Source organism: Paraburkholderia sp. OAS925, assembly GCF_040543975.1.
In the GTDB taxonomy this organism is placed as follows: Bacteria; Pseudomonadota; Gammaproteobacteria; order Burkholderiales; family Burkholderiaceae; genus Paraburkholderia; species Paraburkholderia graminis.
Window position 1 is genome coordinate 2,456,973 of the sequence record NZ_JBEUNO010000001.1, and the last position, 17,063, is coordinate 2,474,035.

The 17,063-nt window shown below is 62.3% G+C and carries 10 protein-coding genes and 2 pseudogenes; 6 read left to right on the forward strand and 6 right to left on the reverse strand.

Annotated elements, in window-relative coordinates; genetic code table 11:
• Window positions 1-134: 134 nt before the first annotated feature.
• Genes gmd through ABIE53_RS10770 form a run of 3 tightly spaced genes read right to left on the reverse strand, consistent with a single transcriptional unit; the run spans window position 135 to window position 3,111 of the window.
• Window positions 135-1,178 carry a GDP-mannose 4,6-dehydratase gene (gene gmd, locus ABIE53_RS10760; RefSeq protein WP_029968426.1) on the reverse strand — a complete coding sequence of 348 codons (1,044 nt, stop codon included), beginning with the start codon at window positions 1,176-1,178 and terminating at the stop codon, window positions 135-137.
• A 39-nt stretch (window positions 1,179-1,217) separates the two neighbouring features.
• Window positions 1,218-1,967, reverse strand: coding sequence for an SGNH/GDSL hydrolase family protein (locus ABIE53_RS10765; RefSeq protein ID WP_114156701.1), 750 nt, complete (start codon window positions 1,965-1,967; stop codon window positions 1,218-1,220).
• A gap of 46 nt (window positions 1,968-2,013) precedes the next feature.
• Window positions 2,014-3,111 (reverse strand): acyltransferase family protein, encoded by a 1,098-nt coding sequence (locus tag ABIE53_RS10770; RefSeq protein ID WP_114156123.1) that lies wholly within the window; start codon window positions 3,109-3,111, stop codon window positions 2,014-2,016.
• 709 nt (window positions 3,112-3,820) lie between these two features.
• Between ABIE53_RS10770 and ABIE53_RS10775 the strand changes: the two are divergent.
• The 3 genes and pseudogenes from ABIE53_RS10775 to ABIE53_RS10785 all read left to right on the forward strand — a co-directional run bounded on the left by ABIE53_RS10775 (window position 3,821) and on the right by ABIE53_RS10785 (window position 9,998).
• Window positions 3,821-6,024 (forward strand): annotated as a pseudogene (locus ABIE53_RS10775) (NHL repeat-containing protein).
• A 35-nt stretch (window positions 6,025-6,059) separates the two neighbouring features.
• Entirely contained in the window at window positions 6,060-7,526 is a 1,467-nt protein-coding gene (locus tag ABIE53_RS10780) for a flippase (protein WP_192698910.1), read from the forward strand.
• Window positions 7,523-9,998 (forward strand): annotated as a pseudogene (locus ABIE53_RS10785) (glycosyltransferase family 4 protein). The gene ABIE53_RS10780 and the pseudogene ABIE53_RS10785 overlap by 4 nt, the downstream one beginning before the upstream one ends.
• Before the next feature lie 118 nt (window positions 9,999-10,116).
• On the opposite strand, the gene ABIE53_RS10790 reads toward ABIE53_RS10785, so the two are convergent.
• Entirely contained in the window at window positions 10,117-11,352 is a 1,236-nt protein-coding gene (locus ABIE53_RS10790; protein ID WP_029968437.1) for an acyltransferase family protein, read from the reverse strand.
• A 220-nt stretch (window positions 11,353-11,572) separates the two neighbouring features.
• On the opposite strand from ABIE53_RS10790, the gene ABIE53_RS10795 reads away from it, so the two are divergent.
• Complete coding sequence (locus tag ABIE53_RS10795) at window positions 11,573-11,743, forward strand: hypothetical protein (RefSeq protein WP_157140611.1); 171 nt, start codon at window positions 11,573-11,575, stop codon at window positions 11,741-11,743.
• 286 nt (window positions 11,744-12,029) lie between these two features.
• Window positions 12,030-12,944, forward strand: coding sequence for a UTP--glucose-1-phosphate uridylyltransferase GalU (galU, locus tag ABIE53_RS10800; protein WP_006049009.1), 915 nt, complete (start codon window positions 12,030-12,032; stop codon window positions 12,942-12,944).
• 180 nt (window positions 12,945-13,124) lie between these two features.
• On the opposite strand, the gene ABIE53_RS10805 is transcribed toward galU, so the two are convergent.
• Together ABIE53_RS10805 and ABIE53_RS10810 are read right to left on the reverse strand one after the other, a co-directional pair.
• Window positions 13,125-15,302 (reverse strand): malate synthase G, encoded by a 2,178-nt coding sequence (locus ABIE53_RS10805; protein WP_114156703.1) that lies wholly within the window; start codon window positions 15,300-15,302, stop codon window positions 13,125-13,127.
• A gap of 160 nt (window positions 15,303-15,462) precedes the next feature.
• Window positions 15,463-15,867: a GlcG/HbpS family heme-binding protein gene (locus ABIE53_RS10810; protein ID WP_006049011.1), complete on the reverse strand. Its 405-nt coding sequence runs from the start codon at window positions 15,865-15,867 to the stop codon at window positions 15,463-15,465.
• Window positions 15,868-16,155: 288 nt separating this feature from the next.
• Between ABIE53_RS10810 and ABIE53_RS10815 the strand changes: the two genes are divergently transcribed.
• Window positions 16,156-17,037: an MOSC domain-containing protein gene (locus ABIE53_RS10815; RefSeq protein ID WP_114156127.1), complete on the forward strand. Its 882-nt coding sequence runs from the start codon at window positions 16,156-16,158 to the stop codon at window positions 17,035-17,037.
• The last annotated feature ends 26 nt before the right edge of the window (window positions 17,038-17,063 follow it).

Genomic DNA, 17,063 nt, shown 5'->3' on the forward strand with positions numbered 1-17,063 from the left:
GCGAATTTGTCGTAAACCAGCTAAGGAACGCGGATAAATGTCGTTTACCAGCTTACGACGTGCTCTCCGACCGCGACACGCGGCTCTCGCGTGCCGGCCCCCACAGCCGTCACGCCGTCCCCGCGCCCCTTACCTCAAAACGTCTCCTGATGCTCATTCCGCCCAAGATCCGCGTGAACCATCATGTGACACAGTTGCTCGAGACTCGTCCGCGGCTCCCAGCCTAGCTTCTCGCGCGCCTTGTCCGCGCAGCCGATCAGCAGATCCACTTCGGCCGGCCGGTAGAACTTCGGATTCACGCGCACGAGCGTCTTGCCGGTCGCCACGTCGATACCCGTTTCGCGCTCTTCCTTGCCCGACCATTCGAGTTGATAACCGGCCGCTGCGAACGCCATGCGCACGAAGTCGCGGACCGTTTCAGTGCGGCCCGTCGCGAGCACGAAGGTGTCGGGCTCGTCGGCTTGCAGCATGCGCCACATGCCTTCCACATATTCGAGCGCGAAGCCCCAGTCGCGTTTCGCGCCGAGATTGCCGAGCTCCAGCACGTCCTGCTTGCCGAGCTTGATCTTCGCGACGGTGTCGGTGATCTTGCGCGTCACGAACTCGCGGCCGCGCAACGGCGATTCGTGATTGAACAGAATGCCGCTGCTCGCAAAGAGACCATACGACTCGCGATAGTTGATCGTCGACCAATGCGCGAACAGCTTCGCCACGCCATACGGACTGCGCGGATAGAAGGGCGTGTCCTCGCGTTGCGGCACAGCCTGCACGAGTCCGAACATTTCCGACGTCGACGCCTGGTAATAACGCATCTTCGGATTGAGGATGCGGATGCCTTCGAGCAGATTCAGCGCGCCGATGCCGGTCACCTCGGCGGTCGTGACCGGCTGATCGAACGAGACGCCCACGAAGCTTTGCGCCGCCAGGTTATACAGCTCGTCGGCCTGCGCGCCTTCGAGCAGACGCAGCGTCGAGCCGAGATCGGTCAGATCGTGCTCGACGAGACGCAGATTCGGATGATCGAGCACGCCCAGCTCGCGCATGCGCCAGAAGTTGACGGAACTCGTGCGCCGGTAGGTGCCGGTCACGTGATAGCCCTTGTCGAGCAGCAGCTTGGTCAGATAGGCGCCGTCCTGTCCGGACACACCGGTGATGATCGCTTTGCGTGGTTGGCTCATAGCTTGCCTTCGATATGGGTAAAAGAAAAAAAGAGCACCTCAGAGCGTGCCATCCAGGAGCCGCCGCACCAGCGGTTCGACGACCTCGGCATCCTGCTCGGCCTTGAGCCGGTACAAGCCCGGCTTCGGATGCGCGCCGTCGGACATCAGCGTCTTCCAGTCCGGCAGGCTGCTGATGTACGCGAACTGGTCGACGAGCGGCACATGCTGCTCGGCGGCGACGCGGCGCGTCACCGCGACCATCGACGCGAGCCGCGCGTTGAGCCGGTTATCGGGCATCGGATTCGACGTCTCGAGCACCGGCTCCTTGCCGAGCGCGCGAGCGGTTTGCACGAGCGCGCTTTGCGCTGCGTAGAACTGCTCGGGCGTCTGGTCCTGCATCACTTCGTTGATGCCGTAGTTGATCAGCACGATTTGCGCGGGCGATGCCGCGAGCCGTTCGCGCCACGGCAAACCGGCCGTCGGCCCGGCGCGGCGGTTGCCGGTGCCGTCGCGCAATTGCGTCGCCATCGTCCCGCCGACGCCATAGTTGACGACGCGCACGCGCTCGCCGAAATGCATCTGCAGCTTGTCTTGCAGATAGGCCACGGCGTTTTGCGCTTGCGGCGCGCAACGGCCTTCGCTGCATGAAATGCCGAGCGTCGTCGAGTCGCCGTAGGCATCGATCACGATCTGGTGCTGCGTGGCCTGAGCATGCGCGGTCGTTGCGACAGTGAGTGCCGTGAGCGTGATGAGTGCGGTAAGCGGCGCGAGCATCGCTGCGGCGGCGGCGCATGCGCGGCGCTTCATGCGAGCCATCTCATGCGCCACTTCATGTGCCACCTCATGTGCCACTTCATGCGCGGCCGTGCGGTGCTTGCGGCGCGGCGCGCGGCACACTCGCACCCGCACCGGCCGTTGCGTGCGAACTGCCGCGCGAGCCGAAAATCAGCCGCTTCTCGAACGCGAACCATGTGACGCTTGCATAGGCGAGGGTGATCGCGAGCGCAAGCGTAGCGGTCACATAGCGGCTCATGTTCAGCGGCCACAACGCATACAGCACGCTCAGGTGAATCAGATAGATCGTGTAGCTGATGGTGCCGATGTACACCAGCACCGGATTGCACAACAGCCGTTTGACGATGCCCCGGCTTTGCAGGGCGATGACCACGACGGACGTGCAAAGCACCAACGAAATGCTGTAAAGCCCCGCGTTCGACAGCGGCGTATTGGCCGCGCGAAAACGCGGAAAATGCAGATGCAGCCACGCGAGCGCCGCGAGTGCGGCAATCACGCCGAGCACTGCGAGGCCCTTGAACGGTTCGAGCGCGTCACGATCGCGGCGCACGGCGACCGCGAGCAGCGCGCCCGCCGCAAGCAAATCCATGCGAAAGGGCGTCAGGTAATAGATCGGCCAGAACGAATCGAACCACGGCGTGGCCACCGCGCGCAGCACCGGCACGAGCAGGATCAGCGCGGCCGCGACCCATGCGAGCACGCGCTCGGGCACGAGCAGAATCACGAACGGCCACACAATATAGAACTGCTCTTCGACGGCAAGCGACCACAGCACGTTCAGGCTGTCGTGTCCGCTCTGGTTGAGTGCATCGCCGATGTTGGTCGCGAAGAACGCATACCACTGCCAGTGCTGCGCCCAACCGAAGCCGAACAGGATCGACGACACCACCATCAGCAGCAGATACGGCGGCAGAATGCGCCGCGCGCGGCGTGCATAAAAATAGCCGAAGTACGACTGCCCGCGCGCCTTGCGTTCGAGCAGGATGCCGGTGATCAGAAAGCCGCTCAGCACGAAGAACAGATCGACGCCCATCCACAGCGGCGCTTTCAATGCGTGCTGCGCGAACACCGCGAGCACGGCGATCGCACGCAAGCCGTCGAGCTGCACGATGCGGCGTGAATGAGAAGGCGCTATGGGCAGGGCGCTAGCAGTCATGAACCGTCCATGGTGTGAAGCGGATAAAGCCGCGAGAAGCCGCAAGGCATTGCGAAAGACGCGTCGCGCCGATAACGGCCGCGATCCGGAGCGCAATCGGAATGCAATCCGGCTGCAATCGATTCTAGGCAAAAGAAAATCGCGAAAAAACGCGAATGAAATGGATAAGTGAATCAGATTGCAACAGGGTGTTTCGTTATCCATTTGAAGGCGGTTTTCATGCTTGTCTTGTACCCGGAGCCCGAGTCAGAGTTCATGCGTGAATTCGCCGGATCGGTGAAGCGGAGTCGGTAAAACATGGGCTCATGCATCCGCAAGCGTGCTCCTTATACAGCATGGCACGGCCAAATTTTCTTTTAATCCATTTTTAAATCGATTTCTTTATCCCGGTATAAAGCCGGGAATATTTTTGAATTATTTTTGATTTTCGTCGCCGACTTTTGTACGCGTAATGTGAACCGTGCGGATTGGGCGGCCAAGGACGGCGCGTGCGCCGAGCACCGCATTTCGACGTGGCTTATGCGGCCTGCGTGGCATAGGCGAACGTTCGCGCTTCGTCTTTCATCGGCAACTTGCGGCGCATGCCGTCACCTTCATTGAATGCCTGTGTGTGCGGATAGCAGCGTACGTCTGTGAGGCTCGCGCGCGCTCGCCTATCGGCCTCATCGGTTTTTTAAAGCATCGATCCGTATCGACTGGAGGACATACCTTGCTACGCTGCACGTTCAAACGCCGTCTCGCGATATTCGCGTGCGCTGCCGGGCTGGCCGCTCTATCGGCCGGCTCGATCGCGCGTGCCGAAACGGCGTTGAACGCTAAGACGTCGTGGATCGGCAATACGTTCGGCTTCGGCGACGGCACCTGGACGCAAATCAACATCACGGCAATTGCCGTCGCGCCCGACGGCAAGGTCTACACCAATGCGCCGTGGGACGAAAGCGGTGCCGAGGCGAGCGTCTATCAGAACGGCAAGATGCTCGGCTTCGCAGGCGGCACGCACGGCTGGGGCAACAGCGGCGGCAATGCAATCGCGATCAATCGCAAGTACGCGTTTGTCGCAATTGCAGTCGGCAACGAAAAAGGCCGGCTCGTACAGCCGGGCGTGTGGCCGGAAAAGGGCAAGCAGTGGTTCGGTATCTCGCGCCGGCAGATCGCCGATCCGAAACGCGCCGCACCGTTTCAGCCTGCGGCGAAAAGCGCCGATCCGCATGCGCAGCTCGCAGCCGGCTTCCTGATGATGAACGAAGTGCCGACCGGCACGAGCGCCGAAATCGGCGGACTCGCGGCGAGCGAAACGACGCTCTACGCGGCGAACACCGCGCGTGATCGCATCGAGGTGTACGACGCGGAATCGATGCAACAGAAGACCACGTGGAGCGTGCACGAACCGGGCCGCCTCGCGCTTGCGCCGGACGGCACGCTATGGGTGCTGAGCGGCACGCGCAACGATCGCGCGCCGCATGTCGAGCACTACACGTCGAGCGGAAAACGCATCGACGAGAACTTAGAACTGCCCGCCGATACGCTCGCGGTCGACGTCGCCGTCGATGCAACAGGCCGTGTGCTGATCGCCGATAACGGCCCACGTCAGCAGGTGCTGTTCTTCAGCAAGAAGGAAGGGCGCTACGAAGAGAGCGGTTCGCTCGGCGAGCGCGGCGGCATTTTTAGCGGCGTCGCCGGAAGGCCGGGACCGCGGCGTTTTAACGGACTCACCGGTGTGGGCGTGGATGCGCGCGGCAATGTGTACGTGTCGACCAACGGCATCGGTCCGCGCTATGAGCCGATCGGCGCGGGCCTCGGCGCGACGCTCGAAAGCTACGCGTCCGACGGCAAACAGAACTGGCTCGTTCAGGGACTGCTTTTCGTCGACGGCGCGTGGATAGATCCGTCGCGACCGGACAGCGTTTATACCGGCAACAAACGCTTCGAACTCGACCTCTCGAAACCCGCGGGGCAGGACTGGAAATATGTCGGATTCCTGTCCAACCGATTCAAGTATCCCGATGATCCGGTCTTTCACACCGACCAGTATCCGGGCCTGCCGATTGCCCGCAAGCTGAAGGGCCGCACGTTTCTGTATCTGACGGACATGTATGCGGATCATCTGAAGATCTATCGCTTCGATCCGCAACACGATGGCGAGACGGCGATTCCGTCGGGCTTTATCGCGGGCCGCGAGCGTGCGGTCGCGAAGGTGCCGAACGCGCCGCCGGGCGGCGACTGGATCTGGCGCGACGCAAACGGCGACGGCAAATTCAATTCCGACGAGTTCGCGCTCAACACGACCGGCACCAAGCTCGCGGGTGGCTGGGGCTGGTGGGTCGACAGCGCCGGCGACATCTGGCGCACACGCGATACGAAGGGCATTTATCGCTTCCGCTTCGGTGGCATCGATGCGAAAGGCAACCCCGTCTATTCGTATATTCCGACCTCACGCAATACCCGGTGCCGCAACCGTTCGCCGAGCTGCATCGCGCGATTTACGAACCCGACACCGACACGCTGTACGTAACAGGTTATACGCCGGACACGCCGGCCGACCGCGGCTTCTGGAAGGAAGTGGGCCGCGTGCTCGTGCGCTACGACAAGTGGTCGAGCGGCAAGCCGGTGCAGCGCTATTCGATCACGCTCCCCTGGCAGACGCAGAGCAAACCCATCGCGACGATCATCGGGCTCACGGTCGAAGGGCAGTACATCTTCGGCGTCGAACCCGTGGGCGCCGTGCACGTGTGGGACAAGGACAACGGCCGCGAGGTCGGCGTGATTCGGCCGGGCCCCGAAGTAGGCCGCGCGTCGGGCTGGGTCGACGTGCCCAACGGCATCAGCGCGGCGAAGCGAAGCAACGGCGAGTACCTCGTGTTCGTCGAAGAAGACGCGCGCGGCAAGGTGCTCATGTACCGCTGGAAACCGTGACGAATTACCAATCGCAGTCGAACCCAGGGCATCCGATGGACAAAGGCATTCTCAAGAACGTAGCGATCAATTTCTTCGGCCTCGTGCTGCCGACTTTCGTCTCGCTCGTGACCGTGCCGTCGTATATCAAACTGCTGGGCGTCGAGCGCTATGGCGTGATCAGTCTCGTGTGGACGCTGATCGGCTACTTCGGCATTCTCGATCTCGGCATGAGCATGGCCGCGCAGAATCACATTTCGAAAGCGCGCGCATCGGGCGACAAGGACGAAAGCGCGCGCGTGTTCTGGAGCGCGACGTGGCTCAATCTCGCGACCGGTGTAATCGGCGGACTGATTATTTATTTCGGCGCGTTTCTGTACACGGCGTATTTCACGAAGGTATCGCCGGAACTGCAGCACGAGGTCTACATGGCGTTGCCGTGGCTCGCGGTGGCGATTCCGCTGGCCAATGTCTCGTGGGTATTCGCAGGCGCGATCAACGGCGCGGAACGCTTCGGCGTCTACAACACGAATCAGACGATCGGCACTTTCCTGTTCCAGCTCCTGCCGCTCGGCGCGGCGCTGTGGCTCGGCGCGAATTTGCAGAACGTGCTCGCGGCCGCGGTATTCGCACGCATACTTGCCGCGATCCTGCTCGGCCGTTCGGCGCTAAAAGTGCTTGAAATACGCAGTATTCTGCCGCCGCAGCTCGGCGTGGCGAAGGGGCTTTTCAACTTCGGCGGCTGGATGCTGATTGCGAGCGTCACCAACATGATCGCCGAATCGCTCGACCGCGTGATGCTCGGCACTAGTCTCGGCGCGCGCTTCGTCACGTATTACACGGTGCCGCAAAACCTCGTCACGCGTTTGAACATCGTGCCGACCGCGATGGTGCGCACGCTGTTTCCAAGGCTCTCCGCTGTGGGCCGCGCGGACGCCGACACGATCACGCAGCAATCGCTTGAATTTCTCAACGGCGTGTTCACGCCTGTCGCGCTGATCGCGATGCTCGTGCTCGAACCGTTTTTGCATCTATGGGTGGGCAATGAGATTGCGACCGTCGCGGCGCCGGTGGGACGCATCATGATCGTCGCCGTCTGGCTCGTCGGCCAGGCGAACGTGACGCGCATCCTGATCCAGTCGCAGGTCAATCCGGCCACGGCCGCACGCGTCGGTCTCTTCGAATTGCCCTTGTTTGCAGGGGCTTTGTGGTTCGGCATCGCGCATTTCGGACTGACCGGCGCGGCGATCGCGGTGGCCGGCCGCGCACTCTTTGACTACGTCGTGCTGCTGCGGCTCTCCGCAATCCGCGCGCGGCAGATCGCGCTCGACATGCTCGCTCACCTCGTTTTCCTGCTGGCGAGCCTCTGGCTCTCCGGCTTCCTGCCCGGCCTCGCGATGGCGATTGTCGCCGGCGCGCTGATGGTCGGCGCGAACATCGCGTGGTCCATCACGATGACTCCCGCATTGCGCGATCTAGCGCGTTCACTGCTGTTGCGACTGAATCCGAGGAAAAGCGCATGAACCACGAAGTCCTTGAAGAAGCCGTGCTGCAACCGCCGACGCGCAGCGCATTGGCCGAACTGACCACGGCTCCCGCTATAGGCACGCCTTCGCGCGCCGCATCGCGCGACAATAAAACCGTGCGCGTCGCGATCGTGCACGACTGGCTCGTCACCTATGCAGGCGCGGAGAAGGTGCTGGAACAGATCGTCGCGTGCTTTCCGGAGGCGGACCTGTTCAGCCTCGTCGATTTTCTCGACGACCGCAGCTTCCTGCGCGGCAAGCCCGTGACCACCTCGTTTATCCAGAAGCTGCCGCTCGCACGCACGAAGTACCGCACCTATCTGCCGCTGATGCCGCTCGCCATCGAGCAACTCGATGTGTCCGCGTACGACGTCGTGATCTCTAGCAGCCACGCGGTGGCGAAGGGCATTCTCACCGGGCCCGACCAGGTGCATATCAGCTACGTGCATTCGCCGATTCGTTATGCGTGGGATTTGCAGCATCAGTACTTGCAGCAGTCGAAATTGACGAGCGGCCTGAAGTCCGCGATGGCGCGGCTGATTCTGCATTACATCCGCAACTGGGACATCCGCACGGCGAATTCCGTGGATGGCTTTATCGCGAACTCGGAGTTCATCGCGCGGCGCATCAAGAAGGTTTATCAGCGCGATGCGCAAGTGATCTTTCCGCCCGTCGACGTGGATGCTTTCACGCTGTGCACGGAGAAGGACGACTTCTATCTGACCGCTTCGCGCATGGTGCCGTACAAGAAGATCGATCTGATCGTCGAGGCATTCGCGCGTATGCCCGAGCGCAAGCTCGTCGTGATCGGCGACGGTCCCGAGATGCAGAAGATCCGCGCGAAGGCCGGCGCGAATGTCGAGATCATGGGCTATCAGCCGTTCGAGGTGCTCAAGGACCGGATGAGCCGCGCGAAGGCGTTCGTGTTCGCCGCAGAAGAAGACTTCGGCATTTCGGTGGTGGAGGCGCAGGCGTGCGGGACGCCGGTGATCGCATACGGCAAGGGCGGGGCGCTCGAAACCGTGCGCGACGTGGCCGAGCCGCGCGCGACCGGCATGTTCTTCGACGAGCAAAGCGCGGACGCGATCATTGCCGCTGTCGAGCGTTTCGACGCACACGTCAAGCGTTTTTCGCCGCTGGATTGCCGCGCGAACGCCGAGCGTTTCTCCGCGGCCAATTTCCGCGAGCGCCTCTTCGCCCATGTGCGCGCTGCTGTCCCCGCGCTGCGCAACGCGACGCTGCCGCCGTACATGCCGTATGTGCCAGAGCGCGCCGGGCCTACGGCGAACGCGCCGCGCATTCTCGCGGTCGATCAAAGCGGCGTGCTGGGCGGCGCCGAACTGTCGTTGCTCGAAATCGTCAAGGCGCTGCGTTCGCGCATCGAGGTCGTGCTGTTCGACGACGGCCCGTTCCGCACCGCACTCGACAAAGCGGGCGTGAGCGTCGAGGTGCTCGACGCCGGCGCGCTGCGCAACGTGCGTAAGCAGGGCGGCTCGCTCCCGAAGGGCGCGGCGCTGAAGGGTTTGTTGTCGCTCGTTCGGGCGACGGCCAAACGCGCGCGCAATGCGCAGGTGATCTATGCGAACACGCAGCGCGCGATGGTGATCGGCGCGGTCGCGGGCAAGCTCGCGAGGCGGCCGGTGGTTTGGCATCTGCGCGACATCGTGAGTCCCGAGCATTTCGGCGGCAAGCAGCTTGCGATCATCAAGTGGTGCGCGCGCCTCGGCCTTAGCCATGTGATCGCGAATTCGGCGGCATCGGCGCGTGCCTTTGCCGAACTCACGCAGTTCGACGACAAGCGTATCGACGTCGTATTCAACGGCATTTCCGCAGCCCCGTTCGACGCGTTGCGCGACGTGCCGCAAGCGACGCTGCGCGAGCGCCTGAACCTGCCGCAGGATGCGTTTCTGGTCGGCTCGTTCAGCCGGCTCGCGCGCTGGAAAGGCCAGCATGTGCTGCTCGAAGCGATGGTCCTCAATCCGCACATGCACGCGGTGCTGGTCGGGCGCGCCGCTCTTCGGCGAGGATCAGTACGAGATCGAACTGCATGCGTTCGTCGCGGCGAACAAGCTCGGTGGCCGCGTGCATTTCCTCGGCTTTCAGCACGATATTCCGGCGTGCATGTGTGCCGTCGATGCGGTCGTGCATACGTCGATCACGCCCGAGCCGTTCGGCCGCGTGATCGTCGAAGGCATGCTCGCGCAGCGGCCCGTGGTGGCCGCACGCGCGGGCGGCGTGCTGGAGATCGTCGACGACTACGAGAACGGCGTGCTGTGTACGCCAGGCGATGCGCATGCGCTGGCCGACGCGTTGGCCGAACTGCGCTCGAATGCGGAACTGCGCGAGAGGCTCGTTAAAAACGGCTACAGGACGGCGCTGAGCCGTTTCGGCACGGAAGCGTATGTCGAGAGCGTCGAGCGGATTCTGAGGCGTGTGGCGGCGTCGGCGAAGAAGTCTGCGGATGCGTGAAGCTTGAGGAAGGGACGGCGCTCGCGATTTTGAGCGCCGCTTGCGTGAAAGAAAGAAAGCGGAGCACGAGTCAGCGACGAACTCGCCGGCGTTGCTCCGTTTTTTTTAATCAGGAACGTTACAGCGCGCTTTTCGTTTTCGGTTTGAAACTGGCCGACCACTTCATCGCCGGCAATTCGACGAGACGATAGAACACATACGCGGCAGGCACCGCGACGAGCATATAGCCGAACGACGGCCAGATCGACATCTGCAACGACGAGCGGAACAGCAGCGACGAGAGCAGCACGAAGATCGGCAGATGAATCAGATACAGCGAGAAGCTGAAGTCGCCGAAGCGCGACAGCAGCCGCAGGCCCCAACCGGCGCGGCCGCTGCCGTTGCCCTTATTGCGGTCGTTGGGTTCCAACGCCTTGTACAGATAGAACGCGAAGCCGATCGCCCACAACTGGAACGCACCGTACTGACCGAAATGAAACGCCGCGCAGCCGAGCGCGATGCAGGCCGCCGCGAGCGCGTAAAGCCACCGCGACGAACGCGTTTGCAACACGCTGTGCGCCTTCGCGTCGGCGATCCATGCGCCGAGCGTCCACGAAAACCAGTATGACGTGAAGAACTGAATGTCGTGCCGCTCGAGCGCATAAGCCGACACGACATTGACCACGCCGACTATCGCGAGCACCGACGTCATGCCAATGCGCCGGCGCAGTGCGAACAGCAGCGGATAGATCGCATAGAACTGCACTTCGAGCGAGAGGGTCCACAGCGCGCCGTTCGATCCATACGTCTTGCCGGCCACGCCTTGCAGCGAAAACAGATTGACGAGAAATGCCTCGAGGCCGATCTCGCGAATCTTGTGGCTCACAGGTGGCAATTGCAGACTGAACCAGTCGAGTGCGAACGTCAGCAGCAATGCCGCGAGCAGCACCGGATAGATGCGCGCAAAGCGGCGCGCCCAGAAGTTCGCCGCGCCGAGCCGGTAAGCGGGATTGGCGGCGAGCCGCAATGCGGCGCTGCGATGAATGCAGTAGCCGCTGATCACGAAGAAAATCGGCACGCCGGCCGAGCCCCACGCAATCGGAAAGGTCAGATAGGCGGCAATCGTATTCAGGCTGAATGAATGACCGGCGTTCTGGTGAAAGGCCTGCATGCCGACCCATTCGATCTGCCGGCAATGGAAGTACGCGACGAGCAGCGCGGCGAAGCCTCGCATTGCGTCGATCACATGTTCCTTGCCGGCGCTGTCGGCGCGCGCGTCGCTTTGCGCGCGCGGCGCGGCGGGTTTTGCCGCGGGTTTTGACGTAGGAGACAGGGGCAGGGATGAGCCGGCGGCATCCAGTGCTGAGTCGCTCATGCGCGGTCCTTTATTCGAAGTGGTGCAATGCGGATTCGCGCGATGCGCGCGCGGTGCATCACATGCTAGTGCACCGCGCGCACCAAAAATGGATAAAAAAATCGGCCATATTCTCCATTAAAAAGGCCATTTTGTGACGAATTGTAATTACACATGACGAGCCGTATCGAATAATTATTTATCCGTTTTGTCATGCTACTTTGAAGCACGGATTCTCCTGATGAGAGGTGAAGTCATGAACCTGCATTTGCTGGCCGGCATCGCCGTGCTGCTGATCCTCGTCGCCGCCTCCGCCTACCGGGAAGCGCTGCGCAATGAGCCGATCCGCCGTTTTCGCATCAATCCGGGCAAGCTGCCGCAACTCGACGAAAACGAAGAAGCCCGTTCGTAAAGCCGGCCGCGGCACGCCTCGTTGCGCACGGACTCGCGCGCGCGGCGCGAGAAAATCCACGAGTAAATTTTTCGCAACTGCTTAAAAATAATTCGATTTTGCAATGTAATTGTTGCCTGTCTTGCGCATTACACGCCGCTCCAATGGATGCAAACCGGTTTTATTAAGCATTGTTTGAGAAATTTCACGCGTGATCTCGCGTGGCTTTTTTGTTAGCCTTTCCGGCGACGTCGAGCGGCCGCCATGCCCGCGACACCAATTTCTAACCGATCTGGGAATGCCTACCATGCTGAAAGTCACCAAAGCCGTGTTTCCCGTAGCGGGCCTCGGGACACGATTCCTGCCGGCTACCAAGGCAAGTCCGAAGGAAATGCTGCCTATTGTCGACAAGCCGCTGATTCAGTACGCTGTCGAAGAAGCGATTGCTGCCGGCATCACCGAAATGATCTTTGTCACGGGCCGCAGCAAGCGCGCTATCGAAGATCATTTCGACAAGTCGTATGAGATCGAGGCCGAGCTCGAAGCGCGCAACAAGCAGAAGCTGCTCGATCTCGTGCGCAGCATCAAGCCCGCTAATGTCGACTGTTTTTACGTTCGCCAGGCCGAAGCGCTCGGTCTCGGTCATGCAGTGCTGTGCGCGGAAAAGCTGGTCGGTCAGAGCCCGTTCGCGGTGATTCTCGCGGACGACCTGCTGCATAGCTCGAAGCCGGTCATGAGCCAGCTTGTCGATACGTTCAATCACTATCACAGCTCGGTGATCGGCGTGGAAACCATCGCGCGTGAAGACAGCCGCTCATACGGTGTGGTCGACGGCCGCGAGTGGGAAGACAACGTGATCAAGCTCTCGGGCATCGTCGAGAAGCCCGCGCCGGACAAGGCGCCGTCGAACCTCGGCGTAGTGGGCCGCTACGTGCTGATGCCGACCATCTTCAAGCATATTCGCGCGCTGAAGCCCGGCGCGGGCGGCGAATTGCAGTTGACCGATGCCGTGCAGTCGCTGCTCACCGAAGAGCAGGTGCTCGCCTATCGCTACTTCGGCACGCGTTTCGATTGCGGCAGCAAGCTCGGCTATCTGAAGGCGACGGTGGAGTTCGCGCTGCGTCATCCGGAAGTGAAAGACGAGTTTGGAGCCTATTTGCAGGCTTATTTGCAGGCGAACGCGCACGGCGTGCCGCCGGAGTACACGGCTGAAGCGGCCTGATTGGGGCGGCGGTCGCAACGCTCGCTACGGTCTGCGATCGCTGCGGTCCACACGTAAATCACGCAGAAAGCGCGCAATACATCGCGCGCATTGAAATCGGGCGCCTCGCAGCAACGAGGCGCCCGTCTTTTTTGCGGCTGCCGCTGCTCGAACTTCAATGCTTTCGAGCAACGGCGAACCTCACGCCCGGTCCTGCTTCACTTCGAGCCGGAACTTGTGCAGCAACGGCTCGGTGTAGCCGCTCGGCTGCTGACGTCCTTCGAACACGAGCGCCTGCGCGGCCTTGAACGCAATCGTGTCGAAGCCCGGCGCCATCGGCGTGTAGAACGGATCGGCGGCATTCTGCTGATCGACCACTTTCGCCATGCGCCTGAAGGTCTCCTCGACCTGCTCGCGCGTGACCACGCCGTGATGCAGCCAGTTGGCGATGTGCTGGCTCGAGATACGCAGCGTCGCGCGATCTTCCATCAGGCCGACGTCGTGAATGTCCGGCACCTTCGAACAACCCACGCCCTGATCGATCCAACGCACCACGTAGCCGAGAATGCCTTGCGCGTTGTTGTCGAGCTCGGCGCGGATTTCATCGGCGCTCCACTTCGCCGTTTCGACGACGGGAATCGTCAGTAGGCCGTCGAGCAATTCGTCGCGCACCTTCGCGTAATCGGTGCGCTCGAGTTCCTGCTGAACCGCCTGCACGTCGATCTGGTGATAGTGCAGCGCATGCAGCGTCGCGGCCGTGGGCGAGGGCACCCACGCGGTGTTCGCGCCGGCCTTCGGATGCCCGATCTTCTGCTCGAGCATCGCGTGCATCAGATCGGGCATCGCCCACATGCCCTTGCCGATCTGCGAGCGGCCGCGCAGCCCGGCATGCAAACCGACCAGCACATTGCTGCGCTCGTACGCTGCAATCCAGGTGCTCGACTTCATATCGCCCTTGCGCATCATCGGGCCGGCTTCCATCGCGCTGTGCATCTCGTCGCCGGTGCGGTCGAGAAAGCCCGTATTGATGAACGCGACGCGCTCCGACGCCTCGCCGATACACGCCAGCAGATTGACGCTGGTGCGGCGCTCCTCGTCCATGATGCCCATCTTGATCGTGTTGCGCGGCAGCTTCAGCAAGTCTTCGACGCGCGCAAAGAGTTCGCTCGCGAACGCCACTTCAGCCGGGCCGTGCATTTTCGGCTTCACGATATAGATCGAGCCGGTGCGCGAATTGAGCCTGTTTTTGCGGTCGTGCAGCGCGCACAGCGTCGTGATGACCGCATCGAGAATGCCCTCGGGAATCTCGGCGCCGTCTTTCGTCAGCACTGCCGGATTGGTCATCAGGTGGCCGACGTTGCGGATAAAAAGCAGCGAGCGGCCATGCAGTTTGACCGGCGTTTTGCCGTCCGCGCCGACGTATTCGCGATCCGCGTTCAGACGGCGCGTGAACGTCTTGCCGTTTTTCGTGACCTCTTCGGTCAGATCGCCGTTCATCAGGCCGAGCCAGTTGCGATAGAGCTGAACCTTGTCGCTCGCATCCACGGCCGCAACGGAATCTTCACAGTCGATGATCGTGCTCACCGCCGCTTCGACCACCACGTCCTTGACATGCGCGGCGTCGGTCTTGCCAATTGAGTCGTTCGCGTCGATCTGGATTTCGAGGTGCAGACCGTTGTGCTTGAGCAGCACCGCCGAGGGCTCGCTCGCGCCGCCCTGATAGCCGATGAATTGCGCGGGCGCAGCAAGCTCGCTCGTGCCGTTTTTCAGCGCGACGACGAGCTTGCCGTTCTGCACGCTATAGCGCGTCGCGTCGGCATGCGAGCCGTTCGCGAGCGGCGCGGCTTCGTCGAGAAACTTACGGGCATAGGCGATGACCGCCGCGCCGCGCACCGGATTGAAGCTCTTCTGACGCTCCGCGCCGTTCGTATCGGGAATCGCGTCGGTGCCGTAGAGCGCGTCGTACAGGCTGCCCCAGCGCGCGTTTGCCGCGTTCAGCGCATAGCGCTGGTTCGACAACGGCACCACCAGTTGCGGGCCGGCCTGTTCGGCGATTTCAGTATCGACGTTCGCGGTCGTCGCCTTCACGCCGGCCGGCGCGGGCGCGATATAGCCGATGCCTTCCAGAAACGCACGATACGCGCGCAAGTCGCGCACCGGGCCCGGATTCGCGCGATGCCAGTTGTCGAGTTCCGTTTGCAGGCGATCGCGCTCGGCGAGCAGCGCGCGGTTTTTGGGCGCCAGCTCGTGCACGAGGGCGTCGAAACCCGACCAGAACGCGGCGCTGTCGATTCCGGTGCCGGGCAGGGCTTCGGTTTCGACGAACTGGTCGAGATTGGCGGCGACCTGCAAGCCGCCACGCGGGTTCATCTGAGTCATCGACTGCTCCATCTGTCTGAGTGGGGCCGATGTGGGGTATCGGCCCGCGTTGGGGCTACTGCTGACAAGCTCTCTGCTGCTGTTGCTGCGTTCGGTTCGCGAATCATGCAATCACGACGGCATTCGTGACGCACGCGCCATGCTCACAACGTTGCCGACATCAGACGCCGAGCGCCTGAATGCCGGCCTTCGCGATCTGCGCATCCTGGTCGGACTTTACGCCCGACACGCCGACCGCGCCGATCACCTGGCCTTCGACGATCACCGGCACGCCGCCTTCCAGCGTACCGGAGAGCGGCGCGCTGAGAAACGCGGTGCGGCCATTGTTGATCATGTCCTCGTAAACCTTGGTTTCGCGACGGCCGATGGCCGCGGTGCGGGCCTTTTCGGTCGCGATATAGGCGCTCGCGGGCGCGCTGCCGTCCAGACGCAGCATGCCGAGCGGATGGCCGCCGTCGTCGGACACGACGATCGCGACGGCCCACCGGTTCTTCTCGGCTTCGGCACGCGCGGCTTCGAGGATGCGGGTCGTTTCGGCGATGGTCAGTACGGGTTTGCTCAGCATAATCAGGTTCCTGTCTCGTTCATGGTAGGGAGGCTTTGTGCCACTTCTTCCGGCTCGTGCGCATGTTCATGCTTGCCGCGGGTATCAAACGGGGCTATCAAACGGGGCAATAAAGCGCGGGCCGCGTCGACAGCCATGCTGCGTGCCAAGCTTTGGGATTTTACTTCCACGAGCGGCGGGAGGAAACGGCCGCCGTCCCAAGCTTGCGGCTCGAAAGGAACAAGCGGCGCGATTTGCCGATTTACAATCGCCCAAGTGCCTCATAAAAACCAGCGAGAACCCCACATCATGCCGACCATCAGCGAGCTATTTGTCTATCCGATCAAATCCTGCGCGGGCATTGCGCTGAATGAAGCGCGTCTGCTGGCCACGGGGCTCGAATACGATCGTTACTGGATGGCCGTCGATTCAAACGGCGAGATGCTCACGCAGCGCGCGTATCCGCGCATGGCGCTCATCAAGGTGGAGATTGCGGATCATGAACTCGTGATCCGCGCGCCCGGCATGAGCGAGTTGCGCACGCCGCTCGACGCCGCGCAACTCGGCGCTGCGAACAAATTAACTACGAAGGTATGGCGCGACGCGGCTTACGGACTCGACACCGGCGACGAATGCGCCGCCTGGTTCACCGCGTTTCTCGGCATGCCGGTGCGGCTGCTGCGCTTCGATCCCGAGCGCGAGCGCATTGTCGATCCCACCTACACGCAGAGCGTGGGCGGCGCCACGACTTATTTCGCCGATGGCTTTCCGTTGCTCGTGATCGGCCAGGCTTCGCTCGACGATCTGAACACGCGTCTGAACGCGAAAGGCGCGCCGTCGATTCCGATCGACCGGTTTCGTCCGAACATCGTGCTGAACGGGCTCGATGCGTATGAGGAAGATTATGTGGAGACGCTCGGCATCGACGGCGCGCAAACCTCGGGGCCGCGCGTCGAGCTGCGCCTTGTGAAGCCATGCTCGCGCTGTCCGATGCCGACCATCGACCAGGCGAAGGGCGAGCGCGATCCCGAATGGCCGAACGAACCGACCGACACGATGAGCGCCTATCGCGCGAATCCGCAGAGGAACGGCGCGGTCACGTTCGGCAACAACGCGGTCGTCGCGAGCGGGGCGGGCACGTGGCTGCGCGTGGGGCAGACGGTCGAAGCGGAGTTGGGCTTCGACGATTAGCTGGGTTTTGCAGCGCGGCCGCGCGC

Excerpts from the sequence above, each read along its gene's own strand:
- galU (WP_006049009.1), top strand. The coding sequence starts at position 12,030 with ATGCTGAAAGTCACCAAAGCCGTGTTTCCCGTAGCGGGCCTCGGGACA.
- gmd (WP_029968426.1), bottom strand. The coding sequence starts at position 1,178 with ATGAGCCAACCACGCAAAGCGATCATCACCGGTGTGTCCGGACAGGAC.
- ABIE53_RS10815 (WP_114156127.1), top strand. The coding sequence starts at position 16,156 with ATGCCGACCATCAGCGAGCTATTTGTCTATCCGATCAAATCCTGCGCG.
- ABIE53_RS10790 (WP_029968437.1), bottom strand. The coding sequence starts at position 11,352 with ATGAGCGACTCAGCACTGGATGCCGCCGGCTCATCCCTGCCCCTGTCT.
- ABIE53_RS10770 (WP_114156123.1), bottom strand. The coding sequence starts at position 3,111 with ATGACTGCTAGCGCCCTGCCCATAGCGCCTTCTCATTCACGCCGCATC.
- ABIE53_RS10780 (WP_192698910.1), top strand. The coding sequence starts at position 6,060 with ATGGACAAAGGCATTCTCAAGAACGTAGCGATCAATTTCTTCGGCCTC.
- ABIE53_RS10795 (WP_157140611.1), top strand. The coding sequence starts at position 11,573 with ATGAGAGGTGAAGTCATGAACCTGCATTTGCTGGCCGGCATCGCCGTG.
- ABIE53_RS10805 (WP_114156703.1), bottom strand. The coding sequence starts at position 15,302 with ATGACTCAGATGAACCCGCGTGGCGGCTTGCAGGTCGCCGCCAATCTC.
- ABIE53_RS10810 (WP_006049011.1), bottom strand. The coding sequence starts at position 15,867 with ATGCTGAGCAAACCCGTACTGACCATCGCCGAAACGACCCGCATCCTC.
- ABIE53_RS10765 (WP_114156701.1), bottom strand. The coding sequence starts at position 1,967 with ATGAAGCGCCGCGCATGCGCCGCCGCCGCAGCGATGCTCGCGCCGCTT.